The organism is Streptomyces sp. S07_1.15 (genome assembly GCF_020739505.1).
Lineage (GTDB): Bacteria > Actinomycetota > Actinomycetes > Streptomycetales > Streptomycetaceae > Streptomyces > Streptomyces xinghaiensis.
The window spans coordinates 6,237,520-6,258,203 of record NZ_JAJBZK010000001.1; the positions used below are offsets into that span (position 1 = coordinate 6,237,520).

Genomic DNA, 20,684 nt, shown 5'->3' on the forward strand with positions numbered 1-20,684 from the left:
GGAGTTCCGCGGCGAAGGCCGCGCAGAAGCCGTGGCCCACGGCCGTCCGCGACCTCGGGGCCCGCTGCATCAAGCGTGCCGGTCCTTGGCTACGCCCCGGACGACGAGGCATGAGGCACGGGTACCGCCAAAAAGTGTGCCGTCCGCCGATCCGGCATCCCGGGCGGCGAACGGCACATCAACTGCTCAGCGCCCTGACGCGAACTCCACGAACGAGGCCCATCCCTCGGGGGCGACGGTGAAGGCCGGGCGGGTCGTGTCCTTGGAGTCCCTTACGTGGACGGTCTGTTCGGCGATCGCGACCTCTACGCAGCTGTCGCCCTGGCTTCCGCTGTAGCTGGACTTGAACCAGGCGAGGTCCGTCTCGCCGCGCATCAGCCGCTCACCGCCCTGACGCGAACCCGAGGAACGATGCCCACTCCTCGCGGCCGACGGTGAAGGCCGGGCGGGTCGTGTCCTTGGAGTCCCTTACGTGGACGGCTTGTTCAGCGATCGCCACCTCCACGCAGTCGTCGCCCTGGCTGCCGCTGTAGCTGGACTTGAACCAGGCGAGTTCCGTCTTACCGCTGTTCATCGCTCTCCTCGCAGTCGCTCCAGCAGGGCCCGGGATTCTGTTGGGCTCAGGGCCTGCGAGCGCAGTGTTTCATAGCGATTGCAGAGCAGGCTCACCTCTTTCCGGTCGGAGATGAGCCGTCCGTTCTGCTGACCCTCGGAGTAGCCGAGCCGCTGCCCCGCCGGAGTCTCCAAGATTCGCACCGGCCCGTCCAAGCACGCGTGCAGCCCTGCCTCCAGCGGCACCACCTGAAGCGTCACGTTGCGCGGGGCGCTCAGCTCAAGGACGTGATCCAGCAGCCGGCGCATGGCCTCCGCGTCGCCGAACTGCCGCCAGAACACGTGCTCTTCGACGATGAAGCTGAACGGCACAGTCGGCCGCTCCCGCATCATCTGCTGCCGTTCCATCCGGGCAGTGAGCTGCGCTTCCAGGTGCTCGTCGGTCCGCAGCGGGATCGTGCCCTCGATGACCGCCCGCGCGTACGTCTCAGACTGCAACAGCCCTGGCACGAGCCGGTTTTCGTACGTACACAAGCTCACCGCCTCCCGCTCAAGCCGCGCCCAGCGCCGGAACCAGGCCGCGAGCCCGGGCTCGCCCCGGGTGAGGTGCCGGGCGGCCTTCCGGAGGGCGCCGGTGTTGCCGAGCGCTTCCTCCGCCCGCTCCACGAACCTCGGGTCCGGCATACGGCGCCCCAACTCCACCGACTCGACGGTGTGCTTGGAGAAGTGCACCCGGACGCCGAGATCCGCGCGGCTGAGCCCCGCGTGCTCGCGCAGCGCCTGCACGAACGCGCCGAACGTCCGCAGGCTGTCCGAGGGACACGGTTCCCGCTCCCACTCCCCGGCCGGCCCCTGCTGCGGCAGGCCGACGCCTTCGCCCCCGGCTTCCCCTCCGGCTTCCGTTTCCGCCTCGTGCCCGGCCGCAGCGGCCGGGCCCCCTTCGACGATGTCCATCCGCCGCCCTCTCTCCGTACCGGACCGCGAACCTCCCCACGGCCCTCGTGCTCACCACTCAGCGTGACGGACCTTTTCGCGCGCTGTCCACCCTGCGTGCCCGTACGCGCACGCCGCGTACGGATTCTGTACGGGCCCCGGCGCACACACCCGTCCGCACGGGACCGTCGTACCGGCACCGCAAGCAGGGCGCGAGCCCGAAGTGGGCGCGCTACCAGTAGATTTGAGCGACCGCCCGCCGCCCGCTCCCCGCTCCACCCACGCGCCCGGCCGCCCGTCGCCGACCGAGCCGCGTCCCCGGGGTACTGCCCACCACATCACGGAGCGTACTCGGGACTGCCCGGCCGCCCAGTACCGGCAGAACCCGGCCGTCCACCCCGAGCAGGTCGCGCAGCGGGCGGCAGCAGTCCGGAAGGACGCGGGGAACTGGCAGAGTTGCCCCATGGTCGTCACCCTCGTCCTCATCTGCCTCGCCCTCACGACCGCAGTGTGGTTCTGGAGCCGTCCGCTGTTCCTGGGCACGTGGCGGCGCAGCCCCGCCTGGTTCATCTGGAACGCGGTGTTCCTCCTGATGGGAGCCGGTGTCACCTACCTCATCGGCTCCCTCGCCCCCCTGGGGTCACTGGACCCCGAGGAGGGCTGCCACAAGGCAGGCCAGACCCCCGACCGGGCGTACCGCAGCGCGAACTTCGAGGAGTACACGCGGTGGTTCCCGCTGCACAACAAGTGCCACGCGGGGTACGACCTGGTCCCGTCCTGGGTGAACCCGGCCCTGGTCGCGCTCCCCGCCCTGGCGCTCCTCTGCCTGGCCTACGCCGTGCTCCTGGCCGTCATCCAACGCCGGACCGGGAACAAGGGCACGACGTGCGCTACTTGAGCAGGCGCCGTGAGCTCGCCGCCGCCGACGGCCCGGCCGGGGCCGCCGCCCTCGGCGTGGCGGTCGTGGTGGTCCTGGCGATCCGCAGCCGTCTCAAACGCTGACCGCGCCCGCCCACGCGCACAGCGGCGGCGTCAACGCGGGTATAGGGCCCGGCGTGCCGAGTTGATGACGTTGCGGGCCTCGGCCCCGTGCACGGCCGACTCGCCGAGGGTCTTCCAGACCTTCATGTACAAGGCGATGTTGTCAGCATCGTCCAGCCACAGTTCGGCGTGCCAGTCCTCGGCGACGACCAGCCGGTCGTCGAGCACCCAGAAGCCGTTGGCCGGCACGATCTTGACGGGCGCCGTGAAGGGGATGATCCCCAGCTCCACCGTGTCCATGCCGATCACGCCGCTCAGGCGGTCGAGTTGGCTCGCCAGCACCGAGGGCGGGCAGATCAGCGACCGCAACGCGGCCTCCCAGACCAGCACGTGCAGCTTGCGGCCGGACCGGTACAGCCACTCCTGGCGCTGCACCCGGGAGCGGACGGCCGCCTCGATGTCGCCGGCTCCGCCCAACAGTTCGGCGTATCGCTGGATGACGTGCCGGGCGTACTCCGGGGTCTGCAGGAGTCCGGGGATCACCGACTCCTCCCAGACCCACATCTCCGAGGTGCGGTCGATTTCGGCGCTCAGCCCTTCGTGCAGGTGCTTGAAGCCGTTCGCCAGCGCTCGTCGCCATGATCTGATGTGCGACTCGAAACCGGCCAGCCGGGCGGCGAGTTCGGGGTACGCCTCCGGCTGCCCCGTCGCGGCCGCCCACGCCCTCAGGTCCTCGGGAGTGGCCGTCTGCCTGCCGTTCTCCAGCTTGCTGACCTTGGAGCCCGGCCAGCCGAGCCGCCGCGCGAGCTGTTGACCGGTGAGCCGGCCACCGGGGCATGTAAAACGGAGTTCGCGCAGCCGCGCTCCCAATGCCGCCCGTGCCTGCTGGTAGTCCGTGCTCACCGTTCACGCGCTATTCGGTTGAGGCCACCTGCGCGGCGAATCGGTCGCGCGGGATCGCGTGGTGCATCGCCGCGTCGCGGACGATGGCGTAGCGCACGACCTCGGCCGGTTCGGTGATCAGCTCGACGTCGAGCAGGTTGTCCTCGTCGTCGAAGCGCAGCAGGGCGACCAGGCGTGAATCGAAGATCCAGAAGTCCTCGGCGGGCAGGCCGGCCCGCAGGGCGTCCTCGCGCCAGAGGTACCGGATGTCCTCGCCGAAGGCGGCGTTGTGCCGGGCGTAGTCGAGCAGGAACAGCTGTCCCTCGGTGGGCGGGTCATCGGCGATGCGGACCCGGCCGACCGTCTTGCCGGCGTCCGTCTGGGCCTTGATGGTGCTGAACCAGGGTTCGTCGCGGTCGCAGGGCGACGAGCCGGTGGCCAGGAATGCCTGGAAGTCGGGGTCCTGCCGGTCCGACGCATAGCCGCGCCGGGTCTCCAGCCGCCAGGCGGTGTGCTCGAAGGTCTCGAACAGGCGGCTGAAGCCGGCCTGGTCCACGCGTTCCGGCACCCGCTCCAACTCCTTCGGTCCCCAGTTCACGAGCAGTTCGCGCGGCACGGCCACCGCTGCCTCGCCGGCTCCGAAGTGCCGGAGCTGTGCGAGGTCGTCGGGGTCGGTGACGGGCGTGCCCTGAACGATGATCTCGCCGGTGCCTTCGTCCGTGTGGAGGGCGGGGCAACCGTTGACCTTGCTGTCCGTGCCGGCGAAGCGCAACCGACGAACCATGGAGGCTCTCCCTTCTGCGGGTTTGACCCCCTCAGCATGGCCGGGGTGTCCGGCCCGGCACTACGAGGACCGGCAGGGTTCAGGAGAAAACACCAGAAATCTTGGCTGCGCGTCGAGCAAATTCGAGAAAACAGCGTACCGGCGGCCAACACCTGGCGTCTAGCGTCTTGTTCATGGCCACGTCTGCCGCGTGGGCAACGGCCCCGGGCTCTGCCCAAGCCGATCGTTCCAGCCAGGTGAACCAGAAGCCTCGCTGAGGCGGGAGGTGCAAGGCGTCCGTGCCGCACCCGGCCCAGGAGGGGCCGACAGGTGGGACGGTCCCGCATCGGCAAGGCACGACACGCGACCCGACGACCATTCCGAAGGAGCAGTACATGACCGTCACACTCGACCGGCCCGCCGACACCCGGACACGGGACCCGAAGCAACTCCTCAACGCCGTCCAGCCCCGCATCCAGCACCTGACGGTCAACGTGCTGGACAGCGGCATGAGCCTCTGGGACCGCGAGGTATCCCTGCTGCTGCGCGACCACACGATGGTCCGCGACATGGCGGAGCGCATCCTCGGCAACGCCGTCATGTACACCATCGGCTGTATGGAGCATCCGGAGGTCCACCTCGGAGTCGGCAAGCTCGTCGACATCGGCGTTCACCAGCTCATCCTCGACACGCCGGTGTGGTGGGCCCTCTGCGACGTGTACAACGAGGGCCGTTACAAGCACCACGCCCCGTTCATCGAACGCCGCCGCGACGGCCTGTGCCTGCGCACGGCGGACTTCCTGGCGTCCATCGGCTTCGCTGTCGACGAGGAGCTGTGGGCAATCGACGGCGCGGAATGCTCGCCGTGCGACAACAAGGTCCCCGACAGTCACTGAACGGTCCCACCCTGGCCCCTGCCCTCGGTCCCCGGAGGACAGGGGCCGCCCCCCTGCGAAGAGGAATCGCCTTGCCCGCACACCACGACATCGCCGCCGAGACGGAGCTGTGGGACACCTTCGCCGCCTCCGCCTTCAAGGAAGACGCGGAGCCTGGCTTCTGCTGGACCCAGTACGCCGGCCACGGGCCCGGCCCGGAGCTCCTGGGAAACCCGCGCTCCGTGCTGGAGATCGGCTGCGGCACCGGCCGCGCCCTCGCCCACCTCGCCCGGCAGGGCATCGCCGCCCGCGGCGTCGATCTGTCTCCGGTCATGGTGGAGAAGACCACCACCAAGTGGGCCGGTACCGGCGCGGAGTTCGTGTGCTCCGAAGTGCTGGAGTACCTGAGCGGGCACGAGGAGATGTACGACGCGGTCTACTCGATCTTCGGAGCCGCCTGGTTCGCCGACCCGGGCCTTCTCTTCCCTCTCGTCCGCAGGCGGCTCGGGCCCGGTGGCGTCTTCGCGTTCTCGCAGCCGCCGGCCATCCCCGGCGCGTACGGGCCACAGGGCATGTACAAGGGCGGCTTCGCCGGAAAGGCGATGTTCACCTACCGCTACAGCTACCGCCCGGCCGTCTGGGAACGCCTGCTCACCCGGGCCGGGTTCGCCACGGCCGACGCACGGGTCATCGACGCGCCGCACCCCGGGCACATCGGGACACTCCTTGTGCGGGCGGTCGCTCCGTGAGGAGGGGCCGTGCGGTCAAGGGTGCGGATGCATCTCCAGAACCGCCGCACCACTCGGGGACGTCACGGGCGGTACACCATGGAGGTCACCGCCACAGCAATGCACCGGCACCCCTACCGTCTGCTGTACGTGCAGTGGGTGTCCTCCGGGCGGACCGAGGGAGAAACGGATCTCATGGCAGCTTCCGACTGGCTGGGCACGCCGTCCCCCGACGAAGGGCGACGGCTGGCAGTGTGGACCCTCGCCAGAATGGGTGCGGCCCTGGCCGAGGACACACCGTTCGAGGCGCGGGTCGTCTGCACGGACGACGAGGGCGCCCGCACCGTCGAGGTGAGCGGCTCCAGCGCGCGGCTCCGGGAGGCGGAGGGCGGCGATCCGCGAGTGGCCGCGCTGTTCGACCCGGCGTCGCTGATCCGGGACATCGGCACGGCCTCGGCACGGCACGGCACCGTGCTGGGGCGGCCCTGCGTGGTGCTGGACGTCGCACCCCACCCGGTGTGGGCGGACCCGGACAGCCCCTGGTGCCCGCCCGGGGCCGCCTCCGCGCGCCTCGTGGTGGACACGGCCACCGGATTCCTCCTCGAAGCGGCGACCACGCGGCCCGGCGCGCCGGTCTCTCACGCCCGCGTCGACGGTCTGGCCGGCCCGGTGCCCGTACCCGAAGGTGACGGTCCGTTCGGTACGCGCGGCTGGTGCCGTCCGGACCGGGGCGAGGCCGGGGACGCCGCCTGGGCGCTCGGCCGCATGGCCGCGACGCTGCTGGAGCCGCTGGACGCGACAGCCCGGGTCACCGTTCACAGCGAGGCCATGGGCCGGATCGCCGATGACCCGCAGCCGGTTCCGGAGCCCGGGGAACGCAGGTGGACCGTCACCGTCGAGCGCGCCGGTGACGGCGAACGGACCGTCGTCATGGGCGACGATCCAGACCCGCACAACAGCCGCTTCGTGATCGCACGGCTGGCGGAGATGCTGACGCCCGCGCGGATCGTCTCCCACCTGTGGCGGGTCGATATCCCTCCCGGTACGGACGGGACGACGGTGGCCGCGAACGGTCCGGCCGATGAGGACGTTCCCCATGAGCTGCTGGGCACCTGACGAGGACGCGGAATGCCGCTTCACCGTCGACCCCGCCACCGGCGTCCTCACCGAAGCGACCGCACGCCTGGACGACCGCGAGCTCGCCCACTACGGCATCACGTCACTGCGGACCTGAGCCTGCTGTTCGCAACCCGCAGCGTTCGCCGGAGGGGTGACGCTGCGGGGACCGGGCGCGATCCGTTCACCCGGCAGGGCCGGACCGGGTGTGGCTCCGGCTCGGAGAAGGCCGAGGCCGGGCTACGGGTGGGCCGGCGCTCGGGCCACCGGGGCCGGGGGCGGGGTGGGGAGGTTCGTCAGCGGCTTCCCGCTCGGGTGCGGAAAACCGGCTGCCGTCGAGACCGGCCCGCCCATATCCTCGCGCGGAGGGCTGACTTGGCGCCCCGCCGGCAGCCGGCACCCGACGGACCGAGGATGCGTGGCGCAATGAGCAGCCGACTCTTCGCAATCACCTTCGACGCGCACCAGCCCGAACGCCTGGCCCGCTTCTGGTCCGGCCTCCTCGGCCTGGAGAGAGCCGACGATGCTGACGACGGCATCGCCCTGCTGTCCGGGAACGACGCCGGTTACCGCCTCGGCTTCCGGCCCTCCCCGGCCCGGAAGACCGCCCAGAACCGGCTGCACTTCGACCTGACCAGTTCCTCCACGGAGGACCAGCGGGAGACCGTGGCCCGGGCGCTCGAACTGGGCGCGCACCACGCCGACATCGGCCAGGGACCGGACACCCCCCATGTAGTGCTGGCCGACCCCGAGGACAACGAGTTCTGCGTCCTGGAGCCGGGCAACAAGTTCCTCGCCGGCTGCGGCGTCCTCGGAGCGCTCGCCTGCGACGGTTCGCAGGCCGTGGGCTACTTCTGGAGCGAGGCGCTGGGCTGGCCGCTGGTCTGGGACCAGGACGAGGAGACCGCCGTCCAGTCGCCGGACGGCGGCACGAAGATCACATGGGGCGGCCCGCCCCTCCTGCCGGACCCCGGCAAGGACCTGCACCTCGAACTCGCGCCGGACGGCGACCAGCAGGCGGAGGTCGAACGGCTGCTCTCCCTCGGCGCGAAGCGCCTCGACCACGCCCCGGGCGGGGACGGCGCGGTACCGCTGGCCGACCTGGACGGCAACGAGTTCCGCGTACTCACGCACCGCTGAGGCCGTCACCGCGCGGGCCGCGGTGGGCGGTTGGTGCCGCAGGGGTGGGGAAGAGGCCCGGGCCTGCCCCTGGTTCACCGAAGCGGCGGCTCAAGTCCCGGCGAACTGCCCAATGAGGAACCACTCGGTCCGCGGACTCTGCGGCCCGGTGGAAAGGGAAAGCGGGGCTCCTGCGGTGGCTCCCGCTGCCAGCCATGTGTCGGATGGGCGGCGGGGGAGGGGCCAGCACCGTGCCCGGGACACGGTCCCCGTAGGGCGTCGGCGGCTCCATCGGACCAACGGCGGACGGCTCGAACGTCCGTGGAACCTCGCACAGGACGGTGCTCCGCTCTTGCCTGCACAGTGCATGCAACTCCCGGCTGCGCCCGGCCGTCCTCTGGGCATGAGCTCCGCGACGCCCGACCCACCGTCCACCACTCCGCCCGACTGGCCGCACTGCGCCCACGGCGCCACCGCGGGGGACCCGGTTGGCTGCCGTGGGCGCCGCATCCCCGACCGCACCGCGTGCCTGGCTCACCTGACCGAGGCCGACCGCGCCGCCACCACCGGACACCCTCGCCTCGGCAATGCCTGGTTCACCAAGGCGACGTTCTCCGGCGATGCCGTGTTCGGCAGGGCCACGTCCGGCCGCGCTGGGTTCGGCGGAGCGACGTTCTCCGGCGATGCCGTGTTCGCCAGGGTGACGTTCACCGGCCGCGCCGTGTTCGGGGGAGCGACGTTCTCCGGCCGCGCCGTGTTCGGGGGAGCGACGTTTACTGGCGATGCCGTGTTCGGGGGAGCGACGTTCTCCGGCCGCGTCGGGTTCGGCAGGGTGACGTTCTCCGGCCGCGCCGGGTTCTATGAGGCGACGTTCTCCGACGATGCTGGGTTTGGCAAGGCGACGTTCTGCGGCGATGCCGTGTTCAGCAGGGTGGTCTTCTCCGGCGATGCCGTGTTCAGCAGGGTGGTCTTCTCCGGCGATGCCGGGTTTGGTGGAGCGACGTTCTCCGGCCGTGCCGGGTTCGGTGGGGTGATGTTTGCCGGCGATGCCGGGTTCGGCAGGGTGGTCTTCTCCGGCGATGCCGGGTTTGGCGAGGCGACGTTCTCCGGCGATGCCAAGTTTGGTGGAGTGACGTTCACTGGCGATGCCGGGTTTGGTGGGGTGACGTTTGCCGGCGATGCCGGGTTCGGTGGGGTGACGTTTGCCGGCGATGCCGGGTTTGGTGGAGCGACGTTCTCCGGCGATGCCGGGTTCCGCAGCGCCCGGTTTGAGGCGGCGGCGCGTCTGGGTCCGCTGGTGTGCGGTGGCGCGGTCGTGTTGGACGGTGCAGTGTTCGGGGAGCCGGTGACGGTGGAGGCCGCTGCCCGCGTGGTGACCTGCGACCGTACCCGGTGGGCCTCGGCGGCTACGCTGCGGCTGCGCCATGCCGAAGTGGACCTGACTGACGCGGTCCTGGAGTACCCCCTGACGGTCGCCGCCCGACCGACACCTTTCACCTCCTGGGGCGACTCGCTGCCCGAGACGCCGTTGTCCGGCAGCGATCCCGGTGTCCGCCTGACCTCCCTGGACGGGGTGGACGCCGCGCACCTGGTGCTGAACGACATCGACCTCAGCGCCTGCCGGTTCGCGGGGGCGGTTCACCTCGACCAGCTCCGTGTGGACGGCTGGTGCACCTTCGCCACCACCCCCACCGGCGTCCGGCGGCACCGGCTCCTCCCGAGGTGGTGGAGCCTGCGCAGCACGCTGGCCGAGGAACACCACTGGCGCGCCCGGCGCCCGCGCCCCACCGCGGACCGGGGGTGGACGCCCCCGCCCCGGGAGGACACCCCCGTGCTGAAGCCGGCCGCGCTGGCCGCGCTGTACCGGCAGGTGCGCAAGTCGCTGGAGGACGGCAAGAACGAGCCGGACGCCGCCGACTTCTACTACGGCGAGTCCGAGACGCGCCGCCACGACACCACCCGCTCCCGGGGCGAGCGGGCGCTGCTGACCGCGTACTGGGTGCTGTCGGGGTACGGGCTGCGGGCCGGCCGCGCCCTGGCCTGGCTGCTGGGGGCCATGGCAGTCACCTTGCTCGCGCTGCTGCTGTGGGGGCTGCCGGTGGACGACCCGAAGCCGACCACCACCGGCCGCCAGGTCGCCGTGGGGCAGGAGGTCACCTGGACCACCGACACCCCGGACCCGGTCAACCCCACCGGCCCCTGGCCGGAACGGGTCACCACCGAGCGGTTCGAGAAGGCGCTGCGCGTGGTGATCAACTCGGTGGTCTTCCGCTCCTCCGGCCAGGACCTCACCACCGCCGGCACCTACACCGAGATGGCCTCCCGCCTCGCCGAACCCGTCCTCCTCGGCCTGGCCGTCCTCGCCATCCGCAGCCGCGTCAAACGATGACCCCGCCCGGCTCCGCGGCGCCCAGAGAATGATCTGCGCGTCTTCGGCCGGGACCGCCGCAAGGGCCGCTTCGGCGGCTCCCGTTCGTCACTTCTCGCGGGTCGGGGCACGGGGCTGAGGCGGGAGAAGACGCGGCCTGCGGGACGGCGAGGAGGAGCCTGGGAGCGGAGCGCGGCGGCCACATGGCACAGCGTGGAGGAATGCGGGGACCCGGCGTCCCATGCCCAACCGCTCAGCGCACCATGCGGTCGGACATGCCCGGCCCCTCCGACAGTGTTACCCGGTTCTTCCTTGGCGGCTCCGCCGACAGCCGCTCGACGGGCTGGGCGAGCGCTCGTCATGGCTCCGCCGGTTGAACGGACACCCCAATGCGACAGTCGGCCCCGAGAGTTCGACACCCCACTCTGGTGTCCACTCAGCCGTCATGCGCAGCATCATGCCGGTCGACGACACAGCTGGAGGCTCATCAAGAGATCTCCGGTCGTAGCACTAGGATCGGTCAGTAGTTCCCATACTGCACATCAGTGGCACCAGCTCACCAGCCATCGGCCTCTCCATCGCGATCATCAGGAAGCTCATGTCCTTCGCAGAAGAGTGGGCCGGTCTCAAAGCGGAGGCCGCCGCCCGTCTACAGCTGAACGGTGCGTCCACGATGGACCCGCACCCGGCACCGTCCGACGCGGACCTCGTCATCCACGACGACGAGCTCGGCAAGATCGGCGACTTCGCCTACCAGTTGCACACCAACCTGAGCGCTGACGGCAAGCACGCCCAGACCGCGAGCGAGGCCGCCGGGACGAGCCTGGGGTCGGACGGGCTGGAGATGGGCAAGGCGCTGACCGCCGCGTCCAAGGCGTGGGCGAAGCAGGTCGGAACCCTGCTCGACGCCTGCGCGCACATCTCCAATCACCTCGACTACTCGAAGACGTCGAGGAAGAAGGAAGACGCATGGATCGCCACCCGGATCAGCGCGTCCAAGATCTCCGATTACTACGTCGTCCCCCAGGACGAAGCCAGACCTTCGGTACCGAAGGCACAGGGACCGATCATGTGAACTGCTCTCTGTGCACGTCCACCCCCTTCTTCCTCTTCTCCGTCCTCCTGCTCAGGCGAGGTGCCCGGTGCTGGTGTTCCAGCAGCTTCTCCATCTGAAAACGAAGCCACTCGGCTCGGCGATCGACGATTGGGTCGCCATGGTCGGGAAGCTCAAGGAACTCGCCAAGGACGCTGGCGACATGAGGACCTATACGAACGGGACGGCTTGGAAAGGTGAGAACGCCGGCGTCACCAAGCCGTTCGTCACCAGGACGGCGGCCGAGTTCCAGGACGCGGTGATCCAGGCCGAGAGCATCACCAATCTGCTCAAGGGCGCCTACAGGGAGCTGACGAAGGCCCAGTCCGAACTCGAGGCGATCTACCAGAATCCACCCCACGGCCTCAAAATCGCCCCGGACGGGGTCATCACGCACCCTGAGGGCTCCGATGCCGCCCAAGGAGACGTCGACGCACTCATCAGTCGACTGGAGGCCCTACTCCAGCGCGCTGCCGACGCGGACGCGCTCTGCGCCTGGGGTCTGGCGGACCTCACCAAGGACCCGAACGAGTTCAGCAGCGCGCACTACGGTTCCTTGAAGGACGCGAAGACGGGCATGGAGCAAGCAGCCCGCACGAAGCTGGACACGACGGAGTACGCGCCTCCCGGCAAGTGGGGCAGCGGTACCGTCAAGCCCGTTGCCGAGTTCCTCAGTTACCGCTCCTGGATGGGCGGGAGCGAGGCGCTCCTGCGCGGAGACCTCAACGGCGCGGTCCAGGGCTTCATCGGTGGCACGCCCTCATTCGCCGCCGGGGAGGCCAGCAAGCACCTCGAGAAGGGTTCACTCCTGAGCGACGTAAAAGGGAAACACCACCGCCCTACCTTCATCAACACGATCGGCAAGTTCGGTGGGAAGATATTCGGCGCACCGGTCGCCGTGGTGGCGACGGGAATCGACTTCTACTACACCCCGTCGAAGAAGGCGCCGGGCGATACCTCTGTGGAGGCTCCAGCAGCACCGGGGAAGGTGAGGTACCGATGACGCACTCCGCAGGCCCGCCGCCGCCTGATCGCCGCCGCCCGAGCGTGGGGCACTGGCTGAGACCCCGGACTTCGCGGGCGTTGGTCCTCGGCGTCTGCATGGCCGTCGGCGGGCTTGCTGGTGGGGTGCGCGCTGCGGTGGACGGCAAGGGGATCTGGACGGCTCTTGGCATCCTCGGCGTTGGGGTTCTCGGGGTCGCTCTCGCCGTGTCGTGGATCGTGACGTACGCGCGGGAGCGCTGAGGAGACGGCTCGGGCGCCTACCGCAGCGGCCCTCGGCTTGGACGTCGGGGGCCGGGCGTGCCGTGGTGGGGTAGCGGTGTTGCCGCCCGCGCAAGGGGATCGCAAGGACGCAGAACTCGTGTTCCTTCAGGTCGGTGAATAAGCCCCGCTTCTCATCGCCCTGTCCGACGTCTGCGTGCCGGCCGCCAGGTCGCCGTATCGGGCAGGAGGTCACCCTGACCACTGACACCCCCGACCCGGTCAACCCCACCGGCCCCTGGCCGGAGCGGGTCACCACCGAGCGGTTCGAGAAGGCTCTGCGCGTGGTGATCAACTCGGTGGTCTTCCGCTCCTCCGGCCAGGACCTGACCACCGCCGGCACCTACACCGAGATGGCCTCCCGCCTCGCCGAACCCGTCCTCCTCGGCTTGGCCGTCCTGGCCATCCGCAGCCGCGTCAAACGCTGACCCCCTCGAGACGGCTTCGGTAGCCTGGTGTCCTCTGTGTGCCAGGGGGGCCGACCGTGGAGAACATCCTGTCCGTGGCCATCGGGGCCGGTATCGGCCTCATGGGGGCCGTGTTCGGTTCATGGTTCACCGCACGCCGGCAGGACCGCATGTGGCTCCGCGAACAGAAACTCAAGGCCGGGATCGGCTTCAACACCGCTGTATCGGCGCTGCTCGACCACCTTCGTGAAACACAGTTGGGTGACGACGGTCCGGGAGCCAACGAGTTGGCGGACCGGATGCAGGAAGCGCGGTCAGCCCTCTACCTCCTGTGCGCCGACGAGACCGTCGATCTCGCCAACGCCCTCGCACGCCGGGTCTGGAAGGCCCGGCCCAGCAACGGCAGAGCCGACCGCAAGGCCGAACACAGGGAGACGCTGGAACTCCTCCGCCGCTTCACCCACCAGCTCCGACGAGAGATCGCCAGGTCGTAGTGTCCATCGGCGACGTCCACGGCGTCGCTGCCCGCGTCGACTCCGCGCACTGGCGGTCTCGCGGTTCACCGCTCTGACCGACGCGACGCAGCCATACGGACAGCCGCCGTCGGCGAGGGGTGCACGAGGACGCAGGATTGCGCCACCGCCCGGCCGTCGACGGTCGCGCCGGAGACCATCGAGCGCATGGGCAAGCACAGCCGACCCGGGCCGCCGAACCTCCGCTGCAGCCGCGTGGGCGTGCCTTCCTGCCCGGCCGGTGGCGTCATTCCTCCAGCGTGATCACCACCTTGACGTCGTCCGGACCCTGCTCCAGAGCCTCGGCCGCCCGGTCGAGCGGCAGACGGCGGGTGATGAGCCGGTGCAGCCAGTCCGTGTCGGCCCGTGCGAGGGCGTCGGCCGCCTGCCGGAAGTGCCGGCCATTGGCGTTGACGGAGCCCACCACGACATCGTTCTCCAGCACGATCTCGCGGTTCACCGTGCCGGCGTCGACGGTCAGCCGGCGTCCGGCGGGTGACACGCCGGTGAGACAGACCACGCCGTAGGCGGCGGTGCCGTGCATGGCGGCGAACACCACCTGTCCGGCACCGGTGGCCTCCACGACGACGTCCGGACGCACGGCTGACAGCACGTCGTCCACCGCGCCGCTGTGGTAGGTGGCCCCCAGATCGCGGACCAGCCCGGGCTTCGGTCCGTCCGTCACCCGGTCGAGGACGTGGACCTCCAGCCCGCGCTGCATTCCGAGCAGGGCGGCCAGCAGACCGATCGGGCCGGCGCCGGTCACCAGGACACGCCGGGGCTCGAACCAGGCCCTGGCCCCCACGCGCTCGATCTGCTCCCACGCCTTGGCGACGACACTGGCCGGTTCCAGCAGGACGCCCGCAAGACCCAGATCCGCGTCGACCGCCACGGCGTAGTCGTCCTCCACACACCAGAGTCCGGCGCCGTAGCCGTCCAGTTCCTTGATACCGCGTTCCCGGTAGCGCCCGTTGCGGCACATGTCGAACTCGCCGTGCGCACACGCGCCGCACGGTTCCGGGTCCGGGCGCCGCACCACACCCGCGACCAGGTCGCCGACGGCGAAAGCGCTGCCGACCGGTGCCTCCTCGACCCGGCCCAGTGATTCGTGGCCCAGCACCAGCAGATCCCGGCCCCCGGGGGCCCGGCCGTACTCGCCGGCGGCGATCTCGCGGTCCGTGCCGCACACCCCTAGGGCGATGCCGCGGACCAGGAGTTCACCCGGCGCCGGCCTCGGCTCCTCCACCTCCCGCACCGCGAGGGAACCGCTGTGACCCGGTCGGACCGTCAGTGCGCGCACGCTGCTCTTCCTCTCCAGACCCGGTGTACGGCTTCCCGAACGGATACCGCGGAACGCGGCCGGTACACCTCCCCGGGAGTCCGGAACGCCACCGTCTCGCCGTGCCCGGTCCTGATGAGCGACGCGCCCGGCGTCGTCCAGCACACCCGCCCCGACAGCTGGCAACCGCCGGAGGCCCTGCTGCGGACCGTCGGCTGGGCCGCGAGTCGACAGCCGCCCGCTGGCCCGGCCCCACGGACCGGGGGTGCTCCGGATCGGCGCCGACCGGGTCGTTCCCCGGTCCCGGCCCCGGCCCGGAGCGCGGTCCCGGTAGCGGCCCTGCTTCGGCCGCCCGGGTCCGGGTACACACGAGGACGGCCGCAGGGACGCGCCGGCCGTGGCCCGGGGCCCTCCCGGCAGCGGCGTTCACCGGACCCGCCGGAGCCCCGGCCCGGCCGCTCGCCGCTGCCCGCCGACGAGGTGACCCGCCGTACCGCCAACCCTGGAGTCAGGATGTGGAAGATGTGGAAGCGCAAGAAGGACCGCCGCCGCGTGGACCCCGCCCCTCTGGAACTGTGCGATCTGTGCGCGCGGACCTTCCCGGAGGACGAGGCGGTGAGCGGCTACGTCCCGGACTCCTCCTGCGCGCATCCCCGTCGCCAGTGGTTCGACGGCCTCCGCCCGGTCACTGCCTGCAGCGAGGAGCACTTCGGGGTGATCCGTGAGGAATACCGGCTCCGCCCCTTCGTACCGGAGGAACTCTGGGCGGCGAAGGTCAACCGCGCTCTCACCACCGGCCGGCCCGTGCTCACCCTGGAGGAACTCGGCCGCCGGACCGGCCTGCACGAGCCGGAGCTCCGACGGGCCATCGCCTGGCACAACGAGCGGCTGCGGCACGCGGGCGCCAACGGCGCGGGCGCCAACGGCATCGACGGCGGGACGAGCACGGTCTGAGCCGTGCCCCTGCGGGAACGCACGCTGCGCCGTACCCTGCTGCCGACCGTCGTCGGGAGCCCGGGCGGTTCGGGCCGTCCGGTGCGGCAGAGCCCGGCGCCTGAAGCCCGCAGGCCCCGGCTCAGGCCCCGGCTCCGGGTCAGGCTCCGGGGCAGGCTCCGGGTCAGGGCCGGTGTCCGTGCCCGGACGGCCGGTAGGCGTCGTTGACGGCGACCGGCGCCCCGCCTTCGGCGGTGCCGCCTCCCGGGATGTAGACGGTGCCGCTGACGGTCGCCGCGGCGGTGCCGTGGCGTGGCACCGGCATGGGAGCCAGGCGCTGCCAGCGGTCGCGGGCGGCGTCGTAGACCTCGGTCTCGGCGAAAACGCCGTCCGAGCCCGGGGCCGGGTTGCCCTCGCCCCCGAAGGTGTAGATCCTCCCGCCGGCCGCGGAGGCGGCGAGGCCGCCCCGTGCGGTCGGCATCGGGGCGCGTTCGGCCCACCGTCCGGTGTGCAGGTCCAGTGCGAAGACGGTGTCGCGCACATTCACCTGGCCCCGGTCACGTCCGCCCAGAACATAGAACGTGGAACCGACGATCGCACCGCCGACGTGGTCGCGGGCCTGCGGCAGCGGGGCCAGTTCGCGCCACCTGCCGCTCTGCACGTCGTACGCCGACACGGTGTCCACCGTGTCCTGCAGGCCACCGGGCCCCGGGGTCAGCGTCCGCATACCGCCGGCGAGGTAGACCGTCCGGCCCTTCACCCCCATCGCGGCGCTGCCGCGTGCCATCTCCCGCGGCACCGGAGGCAGCGAAGACCATCGGTTGCTCTGCGCGTCGTAGACGAAGCTCGCTCCGGTGGCCTCCCAGGAAGCGCCGCCCGTCAGCCCGCCCAGGACGTAGATCCTGCCGTCCGCGACCGCCACGTTCGGATGGTTCATGGGTACCGGCAGCGGAGCCGCTTCCGACCAGCGGCGGGTGCGGGTGTCGAAGACCTCGACCCGGTCGACCGTGGTGACGCCGCCGCCTGCCCGGGGGACGATGCCGCCCAGCACGTAGATCTTCTCGCCGAGTGCGGCCACACCGTGCTCCTGGCGCGGGCCGCCCTTGATCCCCGGCAGTTCCTGCCACCCGCGCCCGTAGTGCGGATCGGCCGGGACGACCCCCGCGCCGGCCGCCGGCGGATGGCCTTCCTGCGCGTGCGCGGGTACCGCCACCCCGCCCACCGTCACCGACGCGGCGAGAGCTAAGGGCACCATCGCCGTACGCATTCTCGTGTTCAGATTCGGGTTCATACCCGAGACCATGGCACCGGCCGAGAACATCAGTCCAATGCATAGTTGTCATGCAATGCTATGCGCGTGACGCATATCGAGCGCCTTGACCTCAACCTGCTCGCCCCCCTGGCAGCACTGCTGGAAGAACGGAATGTTTCCCGCGCTGCCGGGCGTGTGCATCTGAGTCAGCCCGCGATGAGCCGTACGCTGCGGCGCCTGCGTGAGACGTTCAACGACGACCTGCTGATCCGGAGCCCTTCCGGATACCGGCTGACACCGTGCGCCGAACGGTTGCGGCAGCAACTCGCCGTGCTGCTGCCGCAGATCGCCGACCTGTTCGCCCGCGAGGAATTCTCTCCCGGGACCGCCACGGAAACCTTCCGGCTGACCGGCACCGACTACGCCGCCTCCGTGATCGGCGAGGAGTTGTTCCGGACCGTCATGCAGCGCTCCCCTCAGTCCCGGCTGCACTACCGGTCCTGGCACGAGGGAGTTTTCGACGACCTCCACCGCGGGACGGTGGATCTGGCGTTCTTCGGCGCCGAACCGCCGGCCTCCTTGCGCGCCGAGCCCTTGTTCACCGAGGAGTTCGTCTGCGTGATGGACCGTGAGCACGCGCCGGCCGGCCGTACCGCGCTCGACCTTGCCGATTATCTGCGCGCCGTCCACGTCGTGGTCGATGTCTCCCACGGCCGGCAGGGTGTCGTCGACGCGAGCCTGCGCCGGGCAGGCGTGGAACGTACCGTCGGCCTCACGGTGCCCTACCACTACGCGGCCCTGCAGGCCGTCGCCGGAACGGCACTCGTCGCCACACTGCCGAAACGACTTCTGAACGCCGGTACCCCGGGACACGGTGCAGCACTGCACGTCGTGCCCGCCCCCGAAGTCATCGACACCATGACCTATCTGATGCTCTGGCATCCACGACTGGACAACGACCCCGCACAGCGATGGCTGCGGCAGCAGGCCCGCACAGAGCCTTCGCCACCTTGACGTTACTGGTCAAGGGGCTGGTGTGACCGGTGCGCAGCGTGCTCATGCCGGTCGTGGGCGGAAGTCCACGCAGGGCAACGGCTCCACCATCGTCCTGGACTCGGGCGGCGGTGAGTACTCCACGCAGTGGAAGGACATCGTCCCCAAGCTTCACGCGGCCACCGGTGCCACCGTCATCACGTATGACCGGGCCGGTCTCGGCAAGAGCGACGTGGTGCCTGGCGCGTGGAAGGTGCGGAGCGCCGTCAGCGACCTCAAGGCGGGACTCAAGCAACTGGGCATCGCCAAGGACGTGACCTTGGTATCTCACTCCCAGGCCGGGGAGATCGCGAACTACCTCGCCCAGGACAACCCGGAGATGCTGTCCGGCGCGGTCCTGGTCGATGCCCATCTCCCGCAGTTCTTCACGGACGAGCAGATTCCTCGTCTCGTGGCCGGGGCTCAGCCGGAAGTTGATGCGGCGAAGAAGGACCCTGAGAAGCCGGAGAACCGCCAGTTGATTTCCACCGCAGAGGGCTTCGCCGCGGCGCACAAGGCGTTCCACAAGGTGACGTGGCCGGCTTCGGTGCCGGTAACGGTCATGGTTTCGGAGAAGACTCCGTTCGCCGGGTCTCCTGAAGACGCCCAGCGCTGGCGTGACGCCGCCGCCTCGTTCGCCCGGCAGGCGCCGAACCGGACGCTCGTCACTGCCAAGGGCACTTCCCACGAGCTGCCGACGGACCGTCCCGACCTCGTGCTCAAGGAGATCGAAGCGATGTTCGCCGCACAACACTGATCTCCGGGACTTGGGGTGCGATGGGCGACGCCGATGCCGCCGGCCATGGCGCACCGCGCACCACGTCGTGAGTCGGCACAACGGAGGGGGCGGCACGGAATCCTCCGGTGCCGCCCCCTCCGGCTGTCGTTCTCCGTGCTCAGGAGCCCGACATGGTGTCCCCGAACATGGGGTCGTCCCCGGAGCGGGCGATGCCCACGGTCGGCCCGCTGAAGCTCACCGCGCCGGAGGTCGTGATGCCGCCCGAGGCGCCGCGCAGCATCCACACGGCTCCGTCGTCGCTGTTCTCGCCGGCCGCGCCGACGGACAGGTCGGCGCGGCCGTCCCCGGTGAGGTCGGCGAGGTGGACGACGCCGCCGAAGCAGTCGGACGACTCATTGGCGCCCGGTACCCCCGAGGTCCCCTGGTTGAAGGACGTGGCGCCGGTCGCGGTCAGGCCGGAGGGGCCGCCGCGCAGCACCCAGACGTTACCGGTGTGGGAGGCGGAGCCGATGGTCTCGAAGTAGGCACCGACCGCCAGGTCCGGGAAGTCGTCGCCGTCGGCGTCGCCCGCGGCGAGCGCGCCACCGAACGAGTCGTTGGACTCGTCCGCCCCCGGCACACCCTCGGTGGCCTGGCTGAAGACGGTGCCGCGGGAGGCGTCGACGCCCGCCGCGCCGCCGGGGTACACGGTGACGTAACCACCGTCCGCCGTCGCGTCCAGGACTCCGACGAAGTCGTTGCCGACGACCAGGTCGTCGTGCCCGTCGAGGTCGAAGTCGGCCACGGTGAGCGCGCCCGCGTACCCCGTGCCCACCTCGGTCTGCAGCGTGGGCCCGGTCGAGGCGCCCCGGTAGACGAAGTTGCCCGCGGAGGACGCCACCACCACGTCGTCCGCCCCGTCGTCGTCGAAGTCCCCGGCGGCCAGCTGGACGGCGCCCCTGGGGTGCCCGCCGGACTCGATGTGTGCGTCGAAGCGCAGCTTCCCCGCCGCGCCGCCCGACGTGGTGAAGCCGCCCTTGAAGATCCACACGTCCTTGCCGGTGGAGCCGACCGCCAGGTCCGTCCTGCCGTCGCCGGTGAAGTCGCCGACCGCGAGGGACTGGCCGAACCGGTCGTGGCCCGACGCGTTCGGATCGCTGATCGTCGTGCCGCCGGACAGACCGGACGAGCTGCCCCACAGGATCGTCACCGTGCCACGGTCGATGTCCCCGGGGACATCCTCCAGGGGGATGCCCACGACGAGATCGCCGTAGCCGTCGTTGTTGAGGTCGCCGTGCGCCAGCTCGGTGCCGAACCGGTCGTCCGCCTCGGAGGCGCCCGGAACACCGGAGGAACTCTGCGACGTGATCTTCTTGCGGGATGCGCTGATCCCGCCCGACGAGCCGTAGTTGACGACGATGGCGCCCGCCTTCTCCTTGCTGTTCGCGACGGCACCCGGCGCGGCGCTCGCCAGATCGCGGTAGCCGTCACCGTTGAAGTCGTCGGCGAGACCGGAGGGCGCGGCGCCGGCGGTGCCGGGCAGGGCGATGAGCAGGCCGGCGGCCAGGGCTGCCGCGACGGAGGCGGCACCCAGGACGGCGGGACGCCGGGAGCGCTCGTGGTGGGACTGGGGCATGGGTTCCTTTCAGGAGATACCTGTGGGCTCGGATATGACCTCTGGTGAGCCTGAGGGGTTGTACGGGGTGTGCGGGGCGACCGCCGGGCAGTGACCGAGATCCTCCGACGAGAGGAGACCGAGGTGCTGACCCGGACGGGATCGGTGCCATGTGCTCCGGTCTGAAGGACCATGGCCCGTCCGCGGGCGAGGCCTCGCCGCCACCGAGGGGGGAAGGTCTCCCCGTAGGATCGGACGCCGTA

The 20,684-nt window shown here is 70.7% G+C and carries 21 protein-coding genes and 1 pseudogene; 14 read left to right on the forward strand and 8 right to left on the reverse strand.

Annotation, left to right across the window (positions count from 1 at the left end; translation table 11 throughout):
• Positions 1–186 precede the first annotated feature (186 nt).
• The 3 genes from LIX60_RS26735 to LIX60_RS26745 are packed head-to-tail and all read right to left on the reverse strand — an operon-like array spanning position 187 to position 1,506.
• Positions 187–375, reverse strand: coding sequence for a DUF397 domain-containing protein (locus tag LIX60_RS26735; protein ID WP_227961358.1), 189 nt, complete (start codon positions 373–375; stop codon positions 187–189).
• Positions 376–382: 7 nt separating this feature from the next.
• Positions 383–574, reverse strand: a complete 192-nt coding sequence (locus LIX60_RS26740; RefSeq protein ID WP_019708914.1) for a DUF397 domain-containing protein — start codon at positions 572–574, stop codon at positions 383–385.
• Positions 571–1,506 (reverse strand): helix-turn-helix transcriptional regulator, encoded by a 936-nt coding sequence (locus LIX60_RS26745; RefSeq protein WP_227961360.1) that lies wholly within the window; start codon positions 1,504–1,506, stop codon positions 571–573. Before LIX60_RS26745 ends, LIX60_RS26740 begins: the two co-directional genes overlap by 4 nt.
• Before the next feature lie 442 nt (positions 1,507–1,948).
• Here LIX60_RS26745 and LIX60_RS26750 point away from each other — a divergent pair, with 442 nt between their 5' ends.
• Positions 1,949–2,383 carry a hypothetical protein gene (locus LIX60_RS26750; protein ID WP_227961362.1) on the forward strand — a complete coding sequence of 145 codons (435 nt, stop codon included), beginning with the start codon at positions 1,949–1,951 and terminating at the stop codon, positions 2,381–2,383.
• A gap of 134 nt (positions 2,384–2,517) precedes the next feature.
• Here LIX60_RS26750 and LIX60_RS26755 read toward each other — a convergent pair whose 3' ends face one another.
• Entirely contained in the window at positions 2,518–3,369 is an 852-nt protein-coding gene (locus LIX60_RS26755) for a helix-turn-helix transcriptional regulator (protein ID WP_227961364.1), read from the reverse strand.
• A 10-nt stretch (positions 3,370–3,379) separates the two neighbouring features.
• Entirely contained in the window at positions 3,380–4,132 is a 753-nt protein-coding gene (locus LIX60_RS26760) for a DUF6879 family protein (RefSeq protein ID WP_227961367.1), read from the reverse strand.
• 374 nt (positions 4,133–4,506) lie between these two features.
• On the opposite strand from LIX60_RS26760, the gene LIX60_RS26765 reads away from it, so the two are divergent.
• The 10 genes and pseudogenes from LIX60_RS26765 (at position 4,507) to LIX60_RS26810 (ending at position 13,574) form a co-directional block, all read left to right on the forward strand.
• Entirely contained in the window at positions 4,507–5,007 is a 501-nt protein-coding gene (locus tag LIX60_RS26765; protein ID WP_227961369.1) for a hypothetical protein, read from the forward strand.
• Positions 5,008–5,078: 71 nt separating this feature from the next.
• On the forward strand, positions 5,079–5,735 hold the full coding sequence (locus LIX60_RS26770) for a bifunctional 2-polyprenyl-6-hydroxyphenol methylase/3-demethylubiquinol 3-O-methyltransferase UbiG (RefSeq protein WP_227961371.1): 657 nt from the start codon (positions 5,079–5,081) through the stop codon (positions 5,733–5,735).
• Between the two features lie 174 nt (positions 5,736–5,909).
• Positions 5,910–6,830 carry a hypothetical protein gene (locus tag LIX60_RS26775; RefSeq protein WP_227961373.1) on the forward strand — a complete coding sequence of 307 codons (921 nt, stop codon included), beginning with the start codon at positions 5,910–5,912 and terminating at the stop codon, positions 6,828–6,830.
• The gene (locus LIX60_RS26780) at positions 6,811–6,948 is read left to right on the forward strand and encodes a hypothetical protein (RefSeq protein WP_227961375.1); all 138 of its coding nucleotides are present in this window, start codon (positions 6,811–6,813) and stop codon (positions 6,946–6,948) included. Before LIX60_RS26775 ends, LIX60_RS26780 begins: the two co-directional genes overlap by 20 nt.
• 308 nt (positions 6,949–7,256) lie before the next feature.
• Positions 7,257–7,970: a VOC family protein gene (locus LIX60_RS26785; protein ID WP_227961377.1), complete on the forward strand. Its 714-nt coding sequence runs from the start codon at positions 7,257–7,259 to the stop codon at positions 7,968–7,970.
• A gap of 382 nt (positions 7,971–8,352) precedes the next feature.
• Positions 8,353–10,338 carry a pentapeptide repeat-containing protein gene (locus tag LIX60_RS26790; RefSeq protein WP_227961379.1) on the forward strand — a complete coding sequence of 662 codons (1,986 nt, stop codon included), beginning with the start codon at positions 8,353–8,355 and terminating at the stop codon, positions 10,336–10,338.
• Between the two features lie 577 nt (positions 10,339–10,915).
• Positions 10,916–11,392, forward strand: coding sequence for a hypothetical protein (locus tag LIX60_RS26795; RefSeq protein WP_227961381.1), 477 nt, complete (start codon positions 10,916–10,918; stop codon positions 11,390–11,392).
• Between the two features lie 67 nt (positions 11,393–11,459).
• Positions 11,460–12,413, forward strand: coding sequence for a hypothetical protein (locus LIX60_RS26800; RefSeq protein WP_227961383.1), 954 nt, complete (start codon positions 11,460–11,462; stop codon positions 12,411–12,413).
• Between the two features lie 442 nt (positions 12,414–12,855).
• A pseudogene (locus LIX60_RS26805) lies at positions 12,856–13,101 on the forward strand (hypothetical protein); the annotation flags it as partial.
• Positions 13,102–13,157: 56 nt separating this feature from the next.
• Complete coding sequence (locus tag LIX60_RS26810) at positions 13,158–13,574, forward strand: hypothetical protein (protein ID WP_227961385.1); 417 nt, start codon at positions 13,158–13,160, stop codon at positions 13,572–13,574.
• Positions 13,575–13,839: 265 nt separating this feature from the next.
• Here the strand turns inward: LIX60_RS26810 and LIX60_RS26815 are convergent, their stop codons facing one another.
• Positions 13,840–14,892: a glucose 1-dehydrogenase gene (locus LIX60_RS26815; RefSeq protein WP_227961387.1), complete on the reverse strand. Its 1,053-nt coding sequence runs from the start codon at positions 14,890–14,892 to the stop codon at positions 13,840–13,842.
• A 501-nt stretch (positions 14,893–15,393) separates the two neighbouring features.
• On the opposite strand from LIX60_RS26815, the gene LIX60_RS26820 reads away from it, so the two are divergent.
• Complete coding sequence (locus LIX60_RS26820) at positions 15,394–15,825, forward strand: hypothetical protein (RefSeq protein WP_227961389.1); 432 nt, start codon at positions 15,394–15,396, stop codon at positions 15,823–15,825.
• A gap of 163 nt (positions 15,826–15,988) precedes the next feature.
• On the opposite strand, the gene LIX60_RS26825 is transcribed toward LIX60_RS26820, so the two are convergent.
• A complete protein-coding gene (locus tag LIX60_RS26825) occupies positions 15,989–17,095 on the reverse strand; it encodes a kelch repeat-containing protein (RefSeq protein ID WP_227961391.1) in 1,107 nt (368 codons plus the stop codon).
• Between the two features lie 66 nt (positions 17,096–17,161).
• Between LIX60_RS26825 and LIX60_RS26830 the strand changes: the two genes are divergently transcribed.
• Both LIX60_RS26830 and LIX60_RS26835 read left to right on the forward strand, forming a co-directional pair.
• Positions 17,162–18,070: a LysR family transcriptional regulator gene (locus LIX60_RS26830; protein ID WP_227961393.1), complete on the forward strand. Its 909-nt coding sequence runs from the start codon at positions 17,162–17,164 to the stop codon at positions 18,068–18,070.
• 22 nt (positions 18,071–18,092) lie between these two features.
• Positions 18,093–18,845 (forward strand): alpha/beta fold hydrolase, encoded by a 753-nt coding sequence (locus tag LIX60_RS26835; RefSeq protein WP_227961395.1) that lies wholly within the window; start codon positions 18,093–18,095, stop codon positions 18,843–18,845.
• Positions 18,846–18,984: 139 nt separating this feature from the next.
• Here the strand turns inward: LIX60_RS26835 and LIX60_RS26840 are convergent, their stop codons facing one another.
• On the reverse strand, positions 18,985–20,442 hold the full coding sequence (locus LIX60_RS26840; protein WP_227961398.1) for an FG-GAP and VCBS repeat-containing protein: 1,458 nt from the start codon (positions 20,440–20,442) through the stop codon (positions 18,985–18,987).
• Positions 20,443–20,684: the final 242 nt, after the last annotated feature.

Bases quoted from the DNA above. Each gene is read 5' to 3' on its own strand.
- LIX60_RS26790 (WP_227961379.1), top strand. From the start codon at position 8,353: ATGAGCTCCGCGACGCCCGACCCACCGTCCACCACTCCGCCCGACTGG.
- LIX60_RS26735 (WP_227961358.1), bottom strand. From the start codon at position 375: ATGCGCGGCGAGACGGACCTCGCCTGGTTCAAGTCCAGCTACAGCGGA.
- LIX60_RS26780 (WP_227961375.1), top strand. From the start codon at position 6,811: ATGAGCTGCTGGGCACCTGACGAGGACGCGGAATGCCGCTTCACCGTC.
- LIX60_RS26840 (WP_227961398.1), bottom strand. From the start codon at position 20,442: ATGCCCCAGTCCCACCACGAGCGCTCCCGGCGTCCCGCCGTCCTGGGT.
- LIX60_RS26750 (WP_227961362.1), top strand. From the start codon at position 1,949: ATGGTCGTCACCCTCGTCCTCATCTGCCTCGCCCTCACGACCGCAGTG.
- LIX60_RS26740 (WP_019708914.1), bottom strand. From the start codon at position 574: ATGAACAGCGGTAAGACGGAACTCGCCTGGTTCAAGTCCAGCTACAGC.
- LIX60_RS26795 (WP_227961381.1), top strand. From the start codon at position 10,916: ATGTCCTTCGCAGAAGAGTGGGCCGGTCTCAAAGCGGAGGCCGCCGCC.
- LIX60_RS26785 (WP_227961377.1), top strand. From the start codon at position 7,257: ATGAGCAGCCGACTCTTCGCAATCACCTTCGACGCGCACCAGCCCGAA.
- LIX60_RS26820 (WP_227961389.1), top strand. From the start codon at position 15,394: ATGTGGAAGCGCAAGAAGGACCGCCGCCGCGTGGACCCCGCCCCTCTG.
- LIX60_RS26765 (WP_227961369.1), top strand. From the start codon at position 4,507: ATGACCGTCACACTCGACCGGCCCGCCGACACCCGGACACGGGACCCG.
- LIX60_RS26825 (WP_227961391.1), bottom strand. From the start codon at position 17,095: ATGAACCCGAATCTGAACACGAGAATGCGTACGGCGATGGTGCCCTTA.
- LIX60_RS26760 (WP_227961367.1), bottom strand. From the start codon at position 4,132: ATGGTTCGTCGGTTGCGCTTCGCCGGCACGGACAGCAAGGTCAACGGT.
- LIX60_RS26775 (WP_227961373.1), top strand. From the start codon at position 5,910: ATGGCAGCTTCCGACTGGCTGGGCACGCCGTCCCCCGACGAAGGGCGA.
- LIX60_RS26745 (WP_227961360.1), bottom strand. From the start codon at position 1,506: ATGGACATCGTCGAAGGGGGCCCGGCCGCTGCGGCCGGGCACGAGGCG.